This window comes from Wenyingzhuangia aestuarii (genome assembly GCF_011927765.1).
GTDB lineage: Bacteria > Bacteroidota > Bacteroidia > Flavobacteriales > Flavobacteriaceae > Wenyingzhuangia > Wenyingzhuangia aestuarii.
On record NZ_JAATJG010000002.1, the window covers coordinates 197,632 to 215,248 of the forward strand.

13 protein-coding genes are annotated in these 17,617 nt (G+C 31.7%); 2 read left to right on the forward strand and 11 right to left on the reverse strand.

The window, feature by feature from the left end:
* Position 1 precedes the first annotated feature (1 nt).
* The 5 genes from GGR97_RS02760 to GGR97_RS02780 all read right to left on the reverse strand — a co-directional run bounded on the left by GGR97_RS02760 (position 2) and on the right by GGR97_RS02780 (position 4,451).
* A complete protein-coding gene (locus tag GGR97_RS02760; RefSeq protein WP_167896896.1) occupies positions 2–634 on the reverse strand; it encodes a LolA family protein in 633 nt (210 codons plus the stop codon).
* Between the two features lies 1 nt (position 635).
* Positions 636–3,107, reverse strand: a complete 2,472-nt coding sequence (locus GGR97_RS02765) for an FtsK/SpoIIIE family DNA translocase (protein ID WP_167896897.1) — start codon at positions 3,105–3,107, stop codon at positions 636–638.
* A gap of 40 nt (positions 3,108–3,147) precedes the next feature.
* Positions 3,148–3,531 carry a diacylglycerol kinase gene (locus GGR97_RS02770; RefSeq protein ID WP_167896898.1) on the reverse strand — a complete coding sequence of 128 codons (384 nt, stop codon included), beginning with the start codon at positions 3,529–3,531 and terminating at the stop codon, positions 3,148–3,150.
* A 43-nt stretch (positions 3,532–3,574) separates the two neighbouring features.
* Entirely contained in the window at positions 3,575–4,069 is a 495-nt protein-coding gene (tpx, locus tag GGR97_RS02775) for a thiol peroxidase (RefSeq protein WP_167896899.1), read from the reverse strand.
* A gap of 85 nt (positions 4,070–4,154) precedes the next feature.
* Positions 4,155–4,451: an isoamylase early set domain-containing protein gene (locus tag GGR97_RS02780; RefSeq protein WP_167896900.1), complete on the reverse strand. Its 297-nt coding sequence runs from the start codon at positions 4,449–4,451 to the stop codon at positions 4,155–4,157.
* A gap of 252 nt (positions 4,452–4,703) precedes the next feature.
* On the opposite strand from GGR97_RS02780, the gene GGR97_RS02785 reads away from it, so the two are divergent.
* On the forward strand, positions 4,704–5,201 hold the full coding sequence (locus tag GGR97_RS02785) for a DinB family protein (protein ID WP_167896901.1): 498 nt from the start codon (positions 4,704–4,706) through the stop codon (positions 5,199–5,201).
* Between the two features lie 2 nt (positions 5,202–5,203).
* Here GGR97_RS02785 and GGR97_RS02790 read toward each other — a convergent pair whose 3' ends face one another.
* The 4 genes from GGR97_RS02790 to pbpC all read right to left on the reverse strand — a co-directional run bounded on the left by GGR97_RS02790 (position 5,204) and on the right by pbpC (position 9,854).
* Positions 5,204–6,364 carry a right-handed parallel beta-helix repeat-containing protein gene (locus GGR97_RS02790; RefSeq protein ID WP_167896902.1) on the reverse strand — a complete coding sequence of 387 codons (1,161 nt, stop codon included), beginning with the start codon at positions 6,362–6,364 and terminating at the stop codon, positions 5,204–5,206.
* 103 nt (positions 6,365–6,467) lie between these two features.
* On the reverse strand, positions 6,468–6,695 hold the full coding sequence (locus tag GGR97_RS02795; protein ID WP_167896903.1) for a DUF6095 family protein: 228 nt from the start codon (positions 6,693–6,695) through the stop codon (positions 6,468–6,470).
* Positions 6,695–7,504, reverse strand: coding sequence for an N-acetylmuramic acid 6-phosphate etherase (gene murQ, locus GGR97_RS02800; protein WP_167896904.1), 810 nt, complete (start codon positions 7,502–7,504; stop codon positions 6,695–6,697). The genes GGR97_RS02795 and murQ overlap by 1 nt, the downstream gene beginning before the upstream one ends.
* A gap of 4 nt (positions 7,505–7,508) precedes the next feature.
* The gene (pbpC, locus tag GGR97_RS02805; RefSeq protein WP_317165736.1) at positions 7,509–9,854 is read right to left on the reverse strand and encodes a penicillin-binding protein 1C; all 2,346 of its coding nucleotides are present in this window, start codon (positions 9,852–9,854) and stop codon (positions 7,509–7,511) included.
* Between the two features lie 229 nt (positions 9,855–10,083).
* Here pbpC and GGR97_RS02810 point away from each other — a divergent pair, with 229 nt between their 5' ends.
* Entirely contained in the window at positions 10,084–11,121 is a 1,038-nt protein-coding gene (locus GGR97_RS02810) for a LamG domain-containing protein (RefSeq protein WP_167896905.1), read from the forward strand.
* 87 nt (positions 11,122–11,208) lie between these two features.
* Here the strand turns inward: GGR97_RS02810 and GGR97_RS02815 are convergent, their stop codons facing one another.
* Positions 11,209–16,704, reverse strand: coding sequence for an alpha-2-macroglobulin family protein (locus tag GGR97_RS02815; protein WP_167896906.1), 5,496 nt, complete (start codon positions 16,702–16,704; stop codon positions 11,209–11,211).
* A gap of 74 nt (positions 16,705–16,778) precedes the next feature.
* Complete coding sequence (locus tag GGR97_RS02820; protein ID WP_167896907.1) at positions 16,779–17,615, reverse strand: DUF4249 domain-containing protein; 837 nt, start codon at positions 17,613–17,615, stop codon at positions 16,779–16,781.
* Positions 17,616–17,617 lie beyond the last annotated feature (2 nt).

The window sequence follows — 17,617 nt, forward strand, 5'->3', positions numbered from 1 at the left end:
CTTATTCGTTTATGTAATAATCTAAAGCTACATATTTTGCTTTGTTAAAAACAAAAGTAGTAGGAGCTAAGGTTTGATTTGTTTTGTAACTCGTAATATCAAAACTAGTGTTGGTTCCATTGGTTCCTACTTCTGTTAAAGAGCTAATTTGGTTTTTAGCGGTGTTAACTCCTAACATGATATGAGAAACCTCTTCAGATTCTTTTGTAGGAATTAATTTGATAAATTGAATGTCTCCAGATTTTTTTGCTAGTTGATAGGTATATCCTTTTTTGTAAAATGATAATAATTTTGAAGGAGTTAAGCTTTCGTCATCAATATCATTAGCATCTGTAATGTTGATTTCTTCGTTTTCAGGAGAAATTACATAACTTTTTTGTTCGTCAAATAAAATGATGTTGTTTAAATAGTTTAACACGTATTTATCTCCCTCTATAATAGCAGAACCTTGACTAGCTTGTTTGATATTTACCACTTTGTTTTCTAAAGTATGGGTAAATTCAATAGTTATGTTTTTTTGTTGTTCTAAAGTCTTAGATACTTTGTTTAAAATAGCTTCTGCTTGTGGTGAGTTTTGACTAAATCCTACAGCATTTACAAATACTGCTAAGGCAATCATAATTTTAAATTTCATTCTAGTTGTTTTTTTCGTTGGCTAATAACTGCTCTAAGGCTGTTAAATCGGTAATTAAAACTTGTCTGGCTTTGCTTCCTTCAAAAGGACCTACAATTCCAGCAGCTTCTAATTGATCGATCAATCTACCTGCTCTGTTATACCCTAATTTTAATTTACGTTGTAATAAAGATGCGGATCCTTGTTGTGCAATGACAATGGTTTCTGCAGCTTGACCAAATAATTTGTCTCTTTCGCTAATGTCAATATCAAGTTCTGTACCATTTCCTTCTTCTCCTACAAATTCAGGCAACTGATAAGCTTCTGGATAAGCTCTTTGTGAACCAATAAAATCGGTAATTTTTTCAACTTCAGGAGTATCTACAAAAGCACATTGTACACGAATTAAATCGTTACCACTAGAGTATAATAAATCTCCACGACCAATTAACTGATCGGCACCTGGAGCATCTAAAATGGTTCTAGAATCTATTTTAGATGTGACTCTAAAGGCAACACGTGTAGGGAAATTGGCTTTAATAATACCTGTAATTACGTTTACAGATGGACGTTGTGTAGCCACAATTAAGTGAATACCAATGGCACGAGCCAACTGAGCCAAACGAGCAATAGGTGTTTCTACTTCTTTACCCGCTGTCATAATTAAATCGGCAAATTCATCAATTACCAAAACAATATAAGGTAAGAATTTATGTCCGTCGTTAGGATTTAATTTTCTAGCTTTAAATTTATCGTTGTATTCTTTAATGTTACGAACCATTGCGTTTTTAAGCATATCGTAACGATTGTCCATTTCTATACACAAAGAATTTAAAGTGTGTACAACTTTGGTGGTATCGGTAATAATAGCATCTTCAGAATCTGGCAATTTTGCTAAATAATGACGTTCTATTTTGTTAAATAAAGTTAATTCTACTTTTTTAGGATCTACCAAAACAAACTTAACTTCTGCAGGGTGTTTTTTGTATAATAATGATGTTAATACAGCATTTAAACCTACAGATTTTCCTTGTCCTGTAGCACCTGCCATTAGCATGTGAGGAGCTTTGGCCAAATCAAAAACAAAAGTTTCGTTAGAAATGGTTTTACCTAAGGCAATAGGTAATTCCATTTTAGATTGCTGAAATTTATTAGAAGCAATCGCAGAGTTCATAGAAACAATGTTAGATTTTTTATTAGGAACTTCTATACCAATGGTTCCTTTTCCTGGAATTGGAGCAATAATACGGATTCCTAAAGCTGATAAAGACAAAGCAATATCGTCTTCTAAGTTTTTAATTTTAGAAATTCTAATCCCAGCATCGGGTACAATTTCATACAAGGTAATTGTAGGTCCAACGGTAGCTTTAATTTGTGCAATTCCAATTTTGTAATTGCTAAGCGTATCTACAATTCTATTTTTATTAGCTTCTAGTTCTTCGGAATCTACAGAAATACTTTCGTCAAATTCACGTAAAAGGTTTAATGTTGGGAATTTATAGTTTCCTAAATCTAGGGTAGGATCAAATTCTCCAAAATCTTTAACCAATTTATCAGATAAGTTACTGGTTGATGTTTCTTCTTTTTTAGAAGCTTCAATATCAATTTTGATTTCTTCTGACTTTTTAGCCTCTTTTTTAGGTTCCTCTTTTTTGATGCTTGAATGGTTTTGAATGGTAGGTGTTACATCTTTTACATTCAATTCAAAAGAAGACAATGGTTTTTCAGTTTCTTCAAATTCATCTAAAGAAATAATATTGTCTTTAACAACGGTTGGTTTTTTGTCAGAATTGGTTTCCTCTTTTTCTTGAATAGGAGAAACGGTTTCTGTAGTTTGTTTTTTCTGTGTTATTGGAGTTTCATCTTCAACAGCTAAGTCGGACTTTATATTTTGAAGATCCTCTTTTTTAGGGAACCAACTTTTAATTTTTTCGGGGGTTATTTTAAATCGAATCACAAAGTAGGTTGCATATCCAAAAATTAAAATAATTAACAACCCAAAAGGAGCTAAATAAGGAATTAAATAGCTGTTTAATTCTACACCAACAACTCCTGCTACTAAAGCATTTTTATCTGCAAAAAAACCAAAAGTAGTAGCTGTCCATATCAAACCTAAAATACCCCAGTTCCAAGATCTTGCAATTTTTCTAATCGGAATTTTTAATAGAATATAAACTCCTGTAAAAAACAATAAGATTGGAATTAGCATAGCAGCAATTCCAAAACCATCATAAATAAAGAAATGACTTAGGTTGGCACCCACTTTTCCTAATAGGTTTTGAGCCACAACGGTTTTGTCACCTAATTGAGATAAGGTGCTTTGGTCTTGTTTCCATGAAAAAAAGAAAGAAACAAAAGAGGTAAATAAAAAAACACCAAAAAGAGCAATAAACAATCCAACAACGGTTTGGGTTTGTCTGTTGTTTACAAACTCTTGTATTTTTTCTTTTCGTTGGTTGGGTTTATTTGTTTTTGTGTTGGTTTTCTTTGGCATATTTAAATTTTAAATACAGGTTAGCAAAGATAGGGAAATACTAAGAGTAGTATTGTATAATTTTAGGGATATAAATTAGGCCAATAATAATGGCTCCAAATAATCCAGAAAAGAGAACAGCTCCTGCACTAATATCTTTAATAGTTCCAATTTTTTTATCAAAATTAGGTTGTACAAAATCGGCTATTTTTTCAATAGAAGTGTTTAGGGCTTCTACACTAATTACAAGGCCTAAGGCTAAAAATTGAAACATCCATTCTGTAATATTTAATTGTACAAATATTCCAAGTGAAGTTAATAGCACTGTACTACAAGCGTGAACTTTAATAGCATTTTCTGTTCTTAATAAATAAATAAAGCCTTTAAAAGCATAACGCAAGCTATGTAATCTATCTATTACGATGTTTTTTTGTTCCGTTTTCATAAATACTTAAAAAAGGGCTTGCAGTTGCAAGCCCTTGAGATTTTTATAAAGCAGCTAATGCCGATTCGTAATCTGGTTCATTTGTAGTTTCACTTACTTGTTCCGTATAAATTACTTCACCAGCAGTATTAATAACTACAATAGATCTAGATAATAATCCTTTTAAAGGTCCGTTAGCAAAAGCAACTTGATAGTCTTTACCAAAGTCTCCGCTAATATCCGATAAACTTAATACATTTTCTATTCCTTCTGCACCACAAAAACGTTTGTGAGCAAATGGTAAATCTTTAGAAATACATAACACTTTAGTGTTGTCTAAAGATCCTACTTTTTGATTAAAAGTTCTTACAGAAGTTGCACAAGTACCTGTATCTACACTAGGAAAAATGTTTAATACTAAGTTACTTCCAGCTAAATCTGCTAAAGAAACTTCAGCCAAATCTGTATTTGTTAATGTAAAAGAAGGAGCTTTACTTCCTACCTTAGGTAAGTCACCAACAGTTGTAAAAGGGTTAGATTTTAGGGTTACGTTTGCCATATGATATGTTGTTTTTTTGAAGATTAAATATATAAAAAAAGCCTTTAACAACTGTTAAAGGCTTTAGAACTTAATTTTAATATTTTTATAACTCAAGTAAAGAGTTTTCTGCATTTGCAAATTCATTAAAAACTAATGCTTCAGGTTCGCTATCGTTTACATATTCACCATCAGCAATAAACTTATATTCGTAAGATTTGTCAATATCCAAATCAACTACAACTTTAAAAGTTCCGTTTTTCAATTTCTTTAGAGGAGTTGCAGTAGCATCCCACTCATTAAAATCACCTACTAATGATAATTCTTTTACTTCTGGTGCAGTGTAAGCAAAAGTTACCTTACATACTGGTTTAGATTTTAAAAATTTTTTAGATACAGCCATAATTCAATTTTATTTATAGGAATCAAAATTAATAATATTTATAATACAAAACACTCTTTTTTTATGAACTCCTTGATTTTTAAGGATTTGTTAATTTAGGTTGATTAACATTAGTTTATTGTTAAATAGAGGTAGTTATTCTTGTTTTAATAATATTAATTAATGTTGATTTAAGGTTAGTAACATATGGCACTGTAATTTTTTTTATATTTAAACGACCTACGAAAGAGAATTAAAAGCAAATAGAACTATATGATAGAGGATGTTATTAAAAACTTAGAAAAAGGAAAATACTTATTAGAAAATATTTGCGATGATACATACACTAACAAAAGCATTGCTCCATATCACTCAAGTATAGGAGCACATTCTAGACATATTTTAGACATGTTTCATTGTGTTTTTTTAGGTTTTGAATCTCAAGTTATTGATTTTACCAAAAGAGAAAGAAATACAAATGTAGAAACGTATACAGCTTACGGAATTACTTATTTTAACACAATTATAGGTAAACTAAAAAACATAGAACATTCTGATTTAGAAATAGTTGTGAGTGTTGTTGATGATTTAGGAAGTGGATGCTGTACTGTAAAAACAACTTTAGGAGCTATATTAGCACAGTCACATAGTCATGCGATTCATCATTTTGCAACTATTGGTTATTTGCTACATCATTTAAATGTTTGTTTGCCTTGTGATAGTTTTGGAGTCAATCCAACCACTCCTAAAAAAGTATGTGCAGATAAGTAAGTTTATTTCAGTCGAATGAAGTTTTCTTTGGTTTTTAGATCTGTAATTTTTTGAATATCACTATATCTCTTTCCATTAATTAAGGTTTTTTTGTCAATTAAAAAGGTCATTGTTTTAGCAGACTTAAAGCTTTTTATTCCAATACTTTCAGACTTGATGATATTATTTCCTTTTATTTTTATAAATCCCTGACCGTAACCTACAGATATTGCTGAATCAGCCTTTCCAGATTGAATAACATTGTTATCTAAAGTAATGTTTCCAGAACCCGATGCTTGTTTTTCTTCTTCGGTTAAACGTCTACCTGTTCCGTGACCAATTTTATCGGTTGCATATAAAAGAATGGCTACATCTGCCAAGCATTTAATACTATTATTGATTACCAATACGTCTTTGGTTCTATCTTCAAAATGCAAAGCTTGAGAGTAAGGTCCTGTTCCTCCTAAAAACGTACATTTTTTTATAAGTACGTTTTGGGTATTGGCCAACGCTAAATTAAATCGATCGCATAAACCAAAATAGGTGTTTTTAATTTGAATGTTTTTATGACGAATAATTTCTGCATGTGGATTGTCTAAACTAATTTGATGATCTCCTTTAAAGAATTTACAATCATCTACGATAAAGTTTTCTAAAATAGGGCAGTCCATGGTTTGTATACTGAACTTTGTGTTTTCAAAAATAGTACGAGTAATAGCTACGTTTTGATAACTTCCTTTAAAGTTAATTCCAGTATATTTTCCATTTTTAAAGTAACAATCCATCACTTTAATTTGGTTGGTAATTTGCTTATTGTTTACAAAGTACAATTGCTGTAGTCCGTTTAAAAACAAAAGATTCTGAATGGTTATGTTACTTCCTGTTACTTTTAAAATAAAGTTTTTCTGATTGTTTCTTAAAAGTTTATATTTTCCAATTCCCTTGTCTTTTCCTTTAAGTGTAATGTTGTTTTTAGATATGACAATAGGAGCTTCATTGTCTTGAATTAAAATATCTAGATCTACCACAATTACATCACCCGATTGCGCTTTATTGTACGCATTTATAAATTTTTGTCGCGTGTTTTCTGTTCCTGTTTCCGATGATACTAAAATATCTTTAGCCCACGTAATTTGGGTGGTACATAGAATTATAAGAAAAGTAATGTAGTTAACTAATTTCATAAAGGTAGTTTTTATAGTTATAAGCATACCTCAATAGTAGTGTTATTAAAGAATAACACTAAGTACAAAAAGTTAAATATGTTGTAGAAATGATTTTTAGACTCTAATCTCTAAACAAATATTTTAGCAAAGATCGGATTCCCATGGCAAACAAAACAATGGTACCAATAGCTAAAATAATTCCTATATAAAGTATAAAACTAATGTCTCCTTTTTGTTGTGCTTTAAAACCAATAGTAATTACGATAGGACTAAGAATAAGGAGAGATAAGCTAGCTCCCATTATGTTAATACCTCTTCTTAAATGTTTTTTAGGGTCTGGAGTTTCCATTATTTGTAGTTGTTAATTGCGTTTCTAACACTTCCGTATTTTAAAAGTAATGCTTTGGCAGTGTTGTAGTCAATATCAATTTCTTTTAGAATCATTTTAGTACCTCGGTCTACCAACTTATCATTAGACAATTGCATGTCTACCATTTTGTTTCCTTTTACTTTTCCTAGTAAAATCATCACACTAGTACTAATGGTGTTTAATACCATTTTTTGAGCCGTACCGGCTTTCATTCTAGAACTTCCTGTTACAAATTCAGGACCTACAGTTACCACCACAGGGTAGTTGGCTACTTTGTGTAAAGGACTGTTTAAATTCATGGTAATGCATCCTGTAACAATGTTGTTTTGGTTACAAGTTTCCAAAGCAGCTATTACATAAGGAGTGGTTCCCGATGCTGCAATTCCTATCACTACATCATTACTACAAATGTTGTGTTTTTGCAAATCTATCCAACCTTGTTGGGTGTTGTCCTCTGCATTTTCTACCGCTTTTCTAATAGCAGTATCTCCTCCAGCAATAATTCCTACCACCAACTCATGAGGAACTCCAAAAGTAGGAGGGCATTCTGATGCATCTAAAATACCCAAACGACCACTAGTTCCTGCTCCCATATAAAACAATCTACCTCCATTTTTTAGTTTTTCTACAATGGTATTGACCAAAGCTTCAATTTGTGGCGTTGCTTTTTCTACCGCAAACGCTACTTTTTGATCTTCGTTATTAATGTTCTGAATTAATTGTAAAGCAGACATGTTTTCTAAATGATTGTATAGAGAATCTTGCTCAGTAGTTTTTGTAAAATCCATGGAATTATTCTAGGTTGATGTTTCTTTTAATTTGATTTCCGTTTTGATCAATCACCGTAATTTGATGTTTTCCAATGGTTGGAGTAATCGCAATTTCATGATGATGCGTTGTTGTTTTTACATAGGTATGATCTAAGTACCAAAACAGTTGTTCATCGCTTCTTTGATGACTTACTTTGATGACAATAGGATTTATTTGTTCATCAAAATCTTTTGTCAGGATAAAATTAGTGTTTTCATTTGGACTTATAAAGTCCATAACTGAATTGTTCACGTCCAAACAACTTTTTTTAATAGGAGGAATATCTTGATAATTGGCATTTTGTTTTTTGTAGTACCAAGCTTGGTTGGGGGGAAGTACAAACCAAGTGGCAGGGAAAATAGTATTTCCATCGGCACAATTTTTAAACACACGATGTTTTTGCTTTTTGTCTATATATATTTTTTGATGATAAGGACAAAGCAACGTGGTGTTATTTGTTAATGGAATCCATTCTTTAGTGGTTGGGCATAACGGATTTGCTTTGTGACCGCTAAGGCTGCAAACCTCTATTTCTTGAAGTTCATCTATAGGTTTGTCAAACCAATCATTTTCAGGTAAACTTTCCAAAACATCAAACATAACTGGTGCAGCAAAATTGACCCCTGTCATGTTTGCAATTCCTTCCCCATCGGCATTTCCAACCCAAACACCTATGGCATATTTTTTAGTCACTCCAATACTCCAAGCATCTTTGTTTCCAAAGCTGGTTCCTGTTTTCCAAGATATTTTATGAGAAGAATTGTAATGTTTCCATTCTTTGTCATTTTCGGGTCTAGTTAATTCTGTAATAGCCTCAAGACCTAAATAAATACTCCCTGCATCAAAAATATTTTTAGCAATGGATTTTTCTCCCAAGTCTAAAATGCTGTTTTTGTAAAAACTAGCCTCTTGATGTTCTTTGCTAAAATAACTTCCGTTGTTGGTGTTGTAATGATTTAGTGTGCTTGCCAAATTGGAATACATATTGGTCAGTTCCCATAAAGAACTTTCTGCTCCACCTAAAATTAAAGTCAACCCATAATGATCTACAGGTTTGTGCACTCCATTTAATCCTAAATAATTTAAATCACTTTTAAACTTATGCAGGCCATAGGTTCTTAACATTCTAACCGCTGGGATATTTAACGATTTGGCAAGTGCTTTTTTAGCAGAAATAGCTCCAGAGTAGGTAAAATTATAGTTCTGTGGTTTGTATTCTTGTATTTGAGTAGGCACATCTGGTACTAGCATATTGGGTAATATTTCTCCGCTATTTAACATGCCCATATATAGTATAGGTTTTAGAGTGCTACCTGTACTTCTTTGTGCCTGAATCATGTCTACAAACTTTTCGTTTTTTGTAGTGGTAGGACTATTTCCTACATAAGAAACTACTTTTTTAGTGTCAATATCAATCACCAAAACCGCTAGGTTGTAAATATTGTTTTTAGCATATTGTTGATGAAATTTAGCAACACTTTTAAGGGCTTGTTGTTGAATGTCATCGTCTATGCTTGTTTCTATTCTTTCTCCATTGTTGGTTTGATTGATGTGTGAAATTAAATGAATGTTTTCTTGAGGAATAGCAACAGGTTTTTTAGGAATGTTTTCTTGTATGGATAACTGATACGTTGTTTCATCAATAATTCCTTTTTGTTTTAATTTTAATAACAAAAAATCTCTTTTCTTTTGTAATAAGTGTTTGTTTTTTCCAGGAAAAATTAACCCCGGAGCATTAGGTAATACTGCCAAAGTAGCACTTTCTGCCCAAGATAACTTTTCGGGAGAAGTTCCAAAATATCGCCAAGAAGCCATTTCTAAGCCCACTACATTTCCTCCATAAGGAGCGTGATTGGCATAGAGTTTTAAAATTTCATCTTTAGATTTGGAGAATTCTAATCTTGTAGCCCAAATAAGTTCAATAAATTTTTCTGTATAAGTTCTTTTTTTATTTCTGCTTAAACGTATGACTTGTTGTGTAAGTGTACTAGCACCTCTTTTGTTTTTTCCTGTTTTGTAATTGGTAATAATGGCTTTTCCTATAGCTACAGGATTAAAACCAGGATGATTGTAAAAATATTCATCTTCATAATAGCGTATGCACTGCTTAAATTTTGTCGGAATGGAATCCGAAGGAGGGAATCTCCATTGTTCATCACTAGCAATAGTAGCTCCTAGTAATTGATGGTTTTTAGAAAAAATAACGGTAGAATAATCTTCCTTAAATAGGTGAGTGGGTAAAAACAAGAAATACCAAAAACACAACATAAAACCTATACTAAGTTTTAGTTTGTGTTTTAAACAATAAGATGTAATTTTTGTTTTCAAATTTAAGAAGTTACATTCATCTATGTTTCTTAGCTAATTTAGAAGTGTTTTTTGTTTAAATAGATAAAGTAAACATAAAGTTTATCTAGTTGCTGTTTTTTGTTCGTTTTTTAATAAAAAAACTTTAAAATGTCCGATTGGGCGATTGATTTGTCTTAATGGGTGATTGGTATTTTTTATAGTATAATAGCTTTGCTAGCTAATTAAATATTAATAACAATTTACACTTATGAAACTAAAAAACTACTTTTTTTTATGGGCTTTCCTATGCCTTAATACTATATACGCACAAAAGAATCATTTAGTTTCTGTAGCACAAAAAGTCAATGTTGTAGAGTCCGCTACACATTTAAATTTTGGAAATCATAATGACTATGTAAAGATTCAAGGTATTAATCTTGCTAATTCTCCTATTACCATTGAGTTTTATGCTAAAATTAACAATCCTTATCAAGCGGGTTATGTACTAAGTCAAGGAGTTGAAGCATATAGTCAACAATTACAAATTGGTTTTAGAAATGGTTTGTTTCATTTTTCTTTTTTTGGAAATGATTTATTTATATCTAATTACAATAGTGATGCTAATTGGCATCATTGGGCATGTGTATATGATCCTGCTACTTATGTAAGATCTGTATACCAAGATGGAGTTTTGGTAGGACAAAATTCAACAAGTCCATATCAAGGTTCTGGAGATTTATTGTTGGGACTAAGAACATTATATAACAATACTGGATTTTTTGGAGATTTAGATGATTTACGCATTTGGAATGTTGCCAGAACATCTGCAGAAATTAATTCTAATAAAGAATGTGAATTGGTTGGGAATGAAACAGGTTTATTAGCTTATTACAAATTTAATCAAGGTGATGCATATGGGAATAATGTTGGGATATCAAGTTTGTTAGATGCAACGTCTCATGGATACCATGGAACTTTTCATAGTTTTAATTTGTCAGGATCACAAAGTAATTTTTTATCAGGTTCCCCTGTAAGTAACTGTACGGTTTTAAATACTGCAAATTTTAATATAGATACTGATATTACAATTTTTCCAAACCCAACACTAGGAAGTGTAGAAGTTAATTTAAAAAGCTTAACGAATGTTACAGTTTCGGTTTATGATGTAAGTGGTAGAGAGTTGATACATAAATCTTTATCTGCAAAAGAGAACCGTATAGATATTTCTAATTTAAAATCTGGAATGTATTCTTTTATTATAAAATCAACAGAAGGAACAACGGTTAAAAAAATACTTAAAAACTAATAAAATCTCTTTTACTATACCTACTAAAAAAGGCTGTGTAAACAGCCTTTTTTAGTAGGTAAAATTATAGTGTTTAAATAATTAAAATTAAGGAGTTACATCAATCCACATTCCTTTGGTATGACTCATAAAATTATCATCATACATAGCCTCTACATGTGTTCCTGGTAAATAATAAGAACCTAAGTAGGTGGTGTTTATTCTTACTTTTAAATTTATTTTTTGATTGGCTTTTAAATCAAAATAATAGTGAATGGCATTGTCTCTAATATCTGTATAAGTAATAGTACTGTTGGTGTTGGTTTCTCCTGTTGCGTAGCGTGTGTTTAACAACTCCCAACCGGATGGAATTTGATAGGTCATGGCCACATCTTTTATTGCTTTGTTATAGGTGTTTTTAATTTCTATTTCTGCGGTAAAATTAGTTCCTTGTGGTAGATTTTTTACATCGATTCGTTTACCGTTGGCATCTACATATTTTATATTGGTAACTATATTTTTAGAAATGTTTTCTTCGGTATTTATTTCTGGAATTCCTGCATAGGTTAATTTTACATACAAAGGTTGTTTGTTTTTATTGTCTACAAGAATTTTATTGGCTCCCTTAGTAAATTCAACATTGTTAGCTTGTATAGATTTTTTAGATGCTATATTTAGCTTTTGCTTGTTTACTTTTACTTGTACATCCAAACCTTTGTTTGCTACATTTTTGTAATAATTAGCCACGGCTAATAAGCTCATAGCAGTTGTTTTGGTGTTTAAATAGGTATTTGCGTTTAATTCTTTGGCAATATCGTTTAACAATTCTCTAGCCTTTGTGGAGTGGTTTAAAACTCGGTAGGTTTCTAAAGCAATGGCTTTGTTGGCCAATGTAGAACCATGGTTTAGTTGATACACTTTGGTGTAATCAATTAATGAAGCACTTTGTGTTAATTCCAAGGCAGCCTTACTTTGTCCTATAGTTGCATAAGCCAAAGCCAATCTTAATTTGGCAATGTTAGAAAGTTTGGCATCTTCTCTTAAACGGTTCATCATAGACATTTCTGGTTGTTGAGCCAGTGCTAAGGTGTACAAACGGTAAGCTTGTTCTACATAGGTGTTGTTTTTTGTTTTTCGCCAATTTCTTGCGGTCTCCTTTTGATAAGCAATCCAATTGTTTTTAAAATTATAAGGCAAAGAAAATCCGTGTTGTTCTGCTTCTAGTAAAAAATGACCGGTATAGGTGGTAGCCCATTCATTTGCTTTCTGATTTCCTGGCCAATAACTAAATCCTCCATTAGTTAATTGAAAATTGTTTAGTTTCTGGATTCCACGATTGATATGATCGGCTATTTTATTTTTTTCTATTAAAGAGGTTTCAAATAATTCATTGATGTACAATTGCGGAAAAATAGCCGAGATTGTTTGTTCTAAACATCCGTGAGGGTATTTGATTAAATATTTTAATCTATCCGTAAAATTTATGTGTGGAAAAGTAGAAACTTCAATAGTTCCTGTATTGCTGTTTTCTATTCCAAATCCATCAACCACCAATTCTTTTTTAGCATTGGCTTCTATAATAAATTGTTCACTTTTGGTAATTATATTGATTGGGTTGTAAGCATCTAACTCAATATCGTAACTAGTGGTGTGATTTTTATTACTTGCTTTAATGCTAATTTTTCCTAATCCAGAAGTTAAGGCCTTTATATTAAAATAAGCAATCTCATCACCCGGTTCTTTAAAAGTAACTTGTTGTGTTTTGGCTCCTACTATGCTAAAAATCTCATTGGTTTTAATTTCAACTTTTACATTTTGTGTTCCGTTTAAAGAATTAAAAACCGTAATTGGAATTTTAATTTGTTCGTTCTGACTTACTTTTCTAGGAGCACTGGCTAATAGCATTAATGGTTTTTTAACCAAAATACTTTGCTCTGTTTTTCCATAAGCTTCGTTTTTAGGTTGATGTGCTACCAGCATTGCTTTAACAGCTCCAATGTATTTAGGAAGCGTTATTTTATGTGTAGCGGTTTTGTTTTTGTCTAAGGTAAAAGGACCTTTAAAAATAACTACAGGTTTAAACCTATTGGCTTTTTGAGTTTTGGCAGCTCCCAAATCTTGATCTCCACCAATACTAAATACCTGATTTAATTTTCCTCCAAATGCACCAATTACATCATCGTACATATCCCAAGTTTTAATTCCTAAAGCTTGTTTGGCATAAAAGGTATTCCATGGGTTAGGAGTTTTAAACCTTGTTAAATCTAACAAACCTTCATCTACCACAGCAATCGTGTAGGTAAAGGGTTTCCCGTTTTTTTCTGAGATTTTTACTTCAAACTCCTTTTCAGGTTCTACTTCTTTGGCCACTTTAAGAATAGGGAATAGGTGAGAAGAAGCATTTTCTACAGTAATGTTTTTTAACCCATACATTCTTATGGGCAAATCGTTTTTAGTATTGTTATGAGCTTGTAAAGTATGTATGTTAATGTATACGTTAGGAGTCATGCTTTGATCTACCGTAAAAGTAAAGTTGGTGCTTTCTTTCTGAGTTTGAATTCGGTAATGTTTAAGAACCTCAGTATTGTTTTCTAAAGTAATTAATGCATTTCCTTGTTCCGATGAAGGGAAGTTTACGCTTACCGTTTCTCCTATTTGATAGGTTTCTTTATCTGTAGTAAAAACAAGCATGGCCGCTTCTTTCTGATTTCCTTTTTTTGCTTTTCCAGCCCATCCTGGCCAATCAATAAATACACTTTCTCCGGTACTGTGTCCAGATTTTTTGTTGGTTACTTTTACAAAATAACGCCCCCATTCAGGATACTTAACTTCAAACTTAAAGTTCGCTTTTCCTTGGGTATTGGTGGTGACTGTTTGATGAAATACAGCAGATTGGTATGAAGCAGAATTGAACTGAGAATAGTTGTTGTTATTGTTGTACCACCAACTGTTTTTCATTTTGTAAATGTTTATTTCTAAGCTTTGGTTGGCTACCGGTTTTCCTTGAGTATTTACACTTACCAATTCAAACAAATGTTGTTTGTCTGTAAGCAGCATATTTCTAGCTTTGTCTCCCACGGGTCTTTTAATTCCTGTGTATATGGTAAATGGTGAATAGGTTTGTGTGTACACATCAGTGCTAAAATCTCCCCCGTTTTCATAAACTCTAGTGGTTAAATAAGCTTTTAACATTCCCGGAGCATTGCTGTTGGTTTTAGGTTTTAAGGTGAATTGTGTTGTTCCTTGTGCATCTAATTTACTTTTTAAAACATTGGTCTGTGCGGTTTCAAAATGTTTGCTAGGATCGTTAAAAACATAAGCAGGATAGTGCTCAAATTCTGTGTTTTGACTTTTTAAGGTCAAATCAGTTTCTACTTTTAATTCCTTGGCAATGGCTCCGTGTAACCATTTGGCAGCAATGTTTATTTGGTTGTTATTGCTTAAAATTTCTGCATCGGTTTTAATGTTGATTTTAAGACGATTGGGTTTGATGGTTTCTACTTTTAAAGTCTTGTTAAACACAGCACCACCTACAGCAATGCTTAGGTTCCAATTTCCAGTTTCGTAGCTGCTTTGAGTTGGAACCGCATAGGTATATAAATTGTTGGTTCCTTGTGTATTTACTTTTCTGTGTTTTAAAACTCCGTTAGGATTTTTAAGTTCTAAAGTTACCGGATGTCCTGCGGGAATTTTGTTTTTAAGATCGTTTAACATAAAGCCAACAAAAATGGTGTCTCCAGGTCTCCAAACTCCTCTTTCTGTATATATAAAACCTTGAATTCCTTTGGTAGGTTTTACTCCGTTGGTATTAAAATTACTCATAGACAATACATTTCCATCGTTTACTTTTAAGTAAGTGGTTTGTCCGTTTTTTTGAGCTGTAATAATAAAAGGAGTGTTTTCTAAATGGCTAATAGCAATTCCTTCCTCATTTGTTTGGGTGCTGTAAATGGCTTGTTGCTGAAAGTTGTAAAATGTAATTGCAACATCAGACATAGGTTCAGAGCTAACCATGTTGTTAGTGGCTATAAAATAAGAGTTGTTGTTTCCTTTTTTTACGGTAATTCCAATATCAGTAGCTATTACGTTTTTGTAAATAGATTTATTGGCATAATAAGAATCTGTACAAGGATCGTCTCTTTCTCTCCAATTGTAATACTCGTAGTTGTTGTAATATTCGTTATTGTCCCAATTGCTTGTTTCTAGTTCTTCTTCATTAAAATTGATCCTCTCTACAGGTGTTGTATTGCTGTTTGTTTCTCCTTTACATTGATAAGTTGCATAACTTCTTTTGTAAGATAATTCTACTTTGTAAATAGCTCCTTTATCTATGCTGATAAGCTTGTCTAAAGCCAATCCGTAGGTTTGCCATTTAGCGTATGCGGAACTGTTTTTGGGTTGCAAAGGAATTATTTTTCTTAAAATGGGTCTTCCTACCATTTTAAAGTTTTGATTTCCTTGTAGGTTGTTTTGTTGTAGGAATTGAAGAATATTAGATGTAAAAACTTTGTAAATTTTAACTTCTACCGCTTTTAGATTGATGGCTTCAAATTGAATGTTTAAGTTTTCTGAGTTAGGAAGTATGTTTCCAGATTTAGAAAATCTAACATTGGGTTTGGGTTCATCAAAAGAAAGAGTTTTGTATAGGGCTTCTTTAAACTTGTATCCATAAGCATTTTTAATCCCTTTTCTAATTCCAATGGTTAATTCTCCTTTTAAAGTTTTGTCCGGATAGACTTTAACCACATTTCCACTTTTAACAAATTTTAATTTTCCGCTTGACTGAATAGAAATCAAGCCGTTTAAATATTGGTTTTTATCTACAGGGTCGCTAAAATTAATTTCAACTCTTTGTTCAGCATCATTAATTACCTTTACATCCACCACTTTAAAGTTGTTTTTTCCGTGTATGTGAATTTCTCTTTGCTGTTGTTTGTCAACACCTATAGGAGCTCCGTTGTATGTTAAGGATAGTTTAGAGTCTTCTAAATCTCTATAAATACTATCTATCTTAAATAAAAAAACGTTGGTGTCTATAGTAACTACATCAAACTTTACTTTTCTGTTTTCTGTATTTTGTGTAGCCGTTAAAATTTGTTTTACTTTTTCTAAAGAGGTTACATCATTTGTGGTGATGTTTCCTAAAACATATTGCCAGTCTCGGTTATAAGATTGAATGGCTTGGGTGTGAACTTCAAAATTTTGTTTTTTGGTTTTGTACTTAAAATTGTAATTGATATTAGCAAGTTGCTCATCAGGAAACAAAAGAGCTAAATTTAAACGAATCGTATAAATTGTATTATTCTCTAAAGCTTCTGTAGGGGTAAATACAATTTGTTTTGCATTGATAATTTCTACAGTTCCTTTGGCTTTTGGAGTGATGGAAAAAGCCTTTTTTATATTGTTCTTAGAAATAGACGATTCTTTAGCAAGATAGATACTAATAGGGTTTTTAACTGAATTGATACCCGAAGTATGATTGTAGATATAAGTGCTGTAGTTAAATTTTGGGTTGTTTTTAGTATTTTTAGGCTTGCTACAGCTTGTTGTAAAACCAGTAACAACAAGGCATAGAAGTACCAAAAGCAGAAAAGACTTTTTCATTGTAAAATTTTTACTAAAAGTAGGGATTTACAATGAAAAAGTCTTGGTCTAATGTTATAGAAAATAGAGGTTTTCTATTTAATTTTATAGGTTTTTTTTACAAACTGATTTAACGAAAAGAATCCTAAAGCGTAATTATCTTGATTGGTGGTGTTTAAAATATTACCTCTTATTGTAGCTGGTGCTGTAGCAAATGGACCGCCAGATTCTTGAGCCAATGCCAATAGTTTACTTAGATAATTATTGTATTGATTACTAATTCCATAGATGGTAATATCTATATCCATGTCTTTTTTTAGTTCATCATCTAAGATTACAAAGTCATAATTGTTTTCTCCAGGTTTTTCACTAATTAGTTTATCATCAAGATTCCCATATTCTGGAATATTTCTATAAGGAGTTTCTACTTGAAATAAATAATAATTATCAACTCCAATTTGATTGTCTATATTAATGTTTACTTGGATTACCTCTTCTGTAAGTGTTACCGTTTCTTGGGTAATTTCATTAATATCTATAATACTTGTGTAGGTATCTTGAGCTGTATACACTTCTCCATTTACAGTAATGGTAAGTGTGTAGATATCTCCAATACTTGGAGTTACAAAATCTGTTGCTTCATAAATTCCAGCTTCTGTAGTCTCTGTAAATGTTGCTACAGAAGTATTGGTTTGGTTAGTCATGCTAATGGTGGCTCCGCTAACAGTTGGGTAATTTTGATTGTAAAAACTACTTGTGTTGGTTAATTTAATAGTTTGAGTTGTAGTAGGAGCTCCATTGTTTTTATCAATATCCATGTGAGCTTCTATAACCAAACGAGTTTCTACTTTGTTTAATTCATCAATAGTAACTTCATCAACACATGAGATTAATGAAAATAAGGCAACTAAAAGGTATATGTATTTTTTCATGT

What these genes read in the sequence shown, in the direction of transcription:
- GGR97_RS02790 (WP_167896902.1), bottom strand. Translation starts at nt 6,364, where the DNA reads ATGAAATTAGTTAACTACATTACTTTTCTTATAATTCTATGTACCACC.
- GGR97_RS02770 (WP_167896898.1), bottom strand. Translation starts at nt 3,531, where the DNA reads ATGAAAACGGAACAAAAAAACATCGTAATAGATAGATTACATAGCTTG.
- GGR97_RS02760 (WP_167896896.1), bottom strand. Translation starts at nt 634, where the DNA reads ATGAAATTTAAAATTATGATTGCCTTAGCAGTATTTGTAAATGCTGTA.
- GGR97_RS02795 (WP_167896903.1), bottom strand. Translation starts at nt 6,695, where the DNA reads ATGGAAACTCCAGACCCTAAAAAACATTTAAGAAGAGGTATTAACATA.
- GGR97_RS02780 (WP_167896900.1), bottom strand. Translation starts at nt 4,451, where the DNA reads ATGGCTGTATCTAAAAAATTTTTAAAATCTAAACCAGTATGTAAGGTA.
- murQ (WP_167896904.1), bottom strand. Translation starts at nt 7,504, where the DNA reads ATGGATTTTACAAAAACTACTGAGCAAGATTCTCTATACAATCATTTA.
- GGR97_RS02765 (WP_167896897.1), bottom strand. Translation starts at nt 3,107, where the DNA reads ATGCCAAAGAAAACCAACACAAAAACAAATAAACCCAACCAACGAAAA.
- GGR97_RS02815 (WP_167896906.1), bottom strand. Translation starts at nt 16,704, where the DNA reads ATGAAAAAGTCTTTTCTGCTTTTGGTACTTCTATGCCTTGTTGTTACT.
- GGR97_RS02810 (WP_167896905.1), top strand. Translation starts at nt 10,084, where the DNA reads ATGAAACTAAAAAACTACTTTTTTTTATGGGCTTTCCTATGCCTTAAT.
- tpx (WP_167896899.1), bottom strand. Translation starts at nt 4,069, where the DNA reads ATGGCAAACGTAACCCTAAAATCTAACCCTTTTACAACTGTTGGTGAC.
- GGR97_RS02820 (WP_167896907.1), bottom strand. Translation starts at nt 17,615, where the DNA reads ATGAAAAAATACATATACCTTTTAGTTGCCTTATTTTCATTAATCTCA.
- GGR97_RS02785 (WP_167896901.1), top strand. Translation starts at nt 4,704, where the DNA reads ATGATAGAGGATGTTATTAAAAACTTAGAAAAAGGAAAATACTTATTA.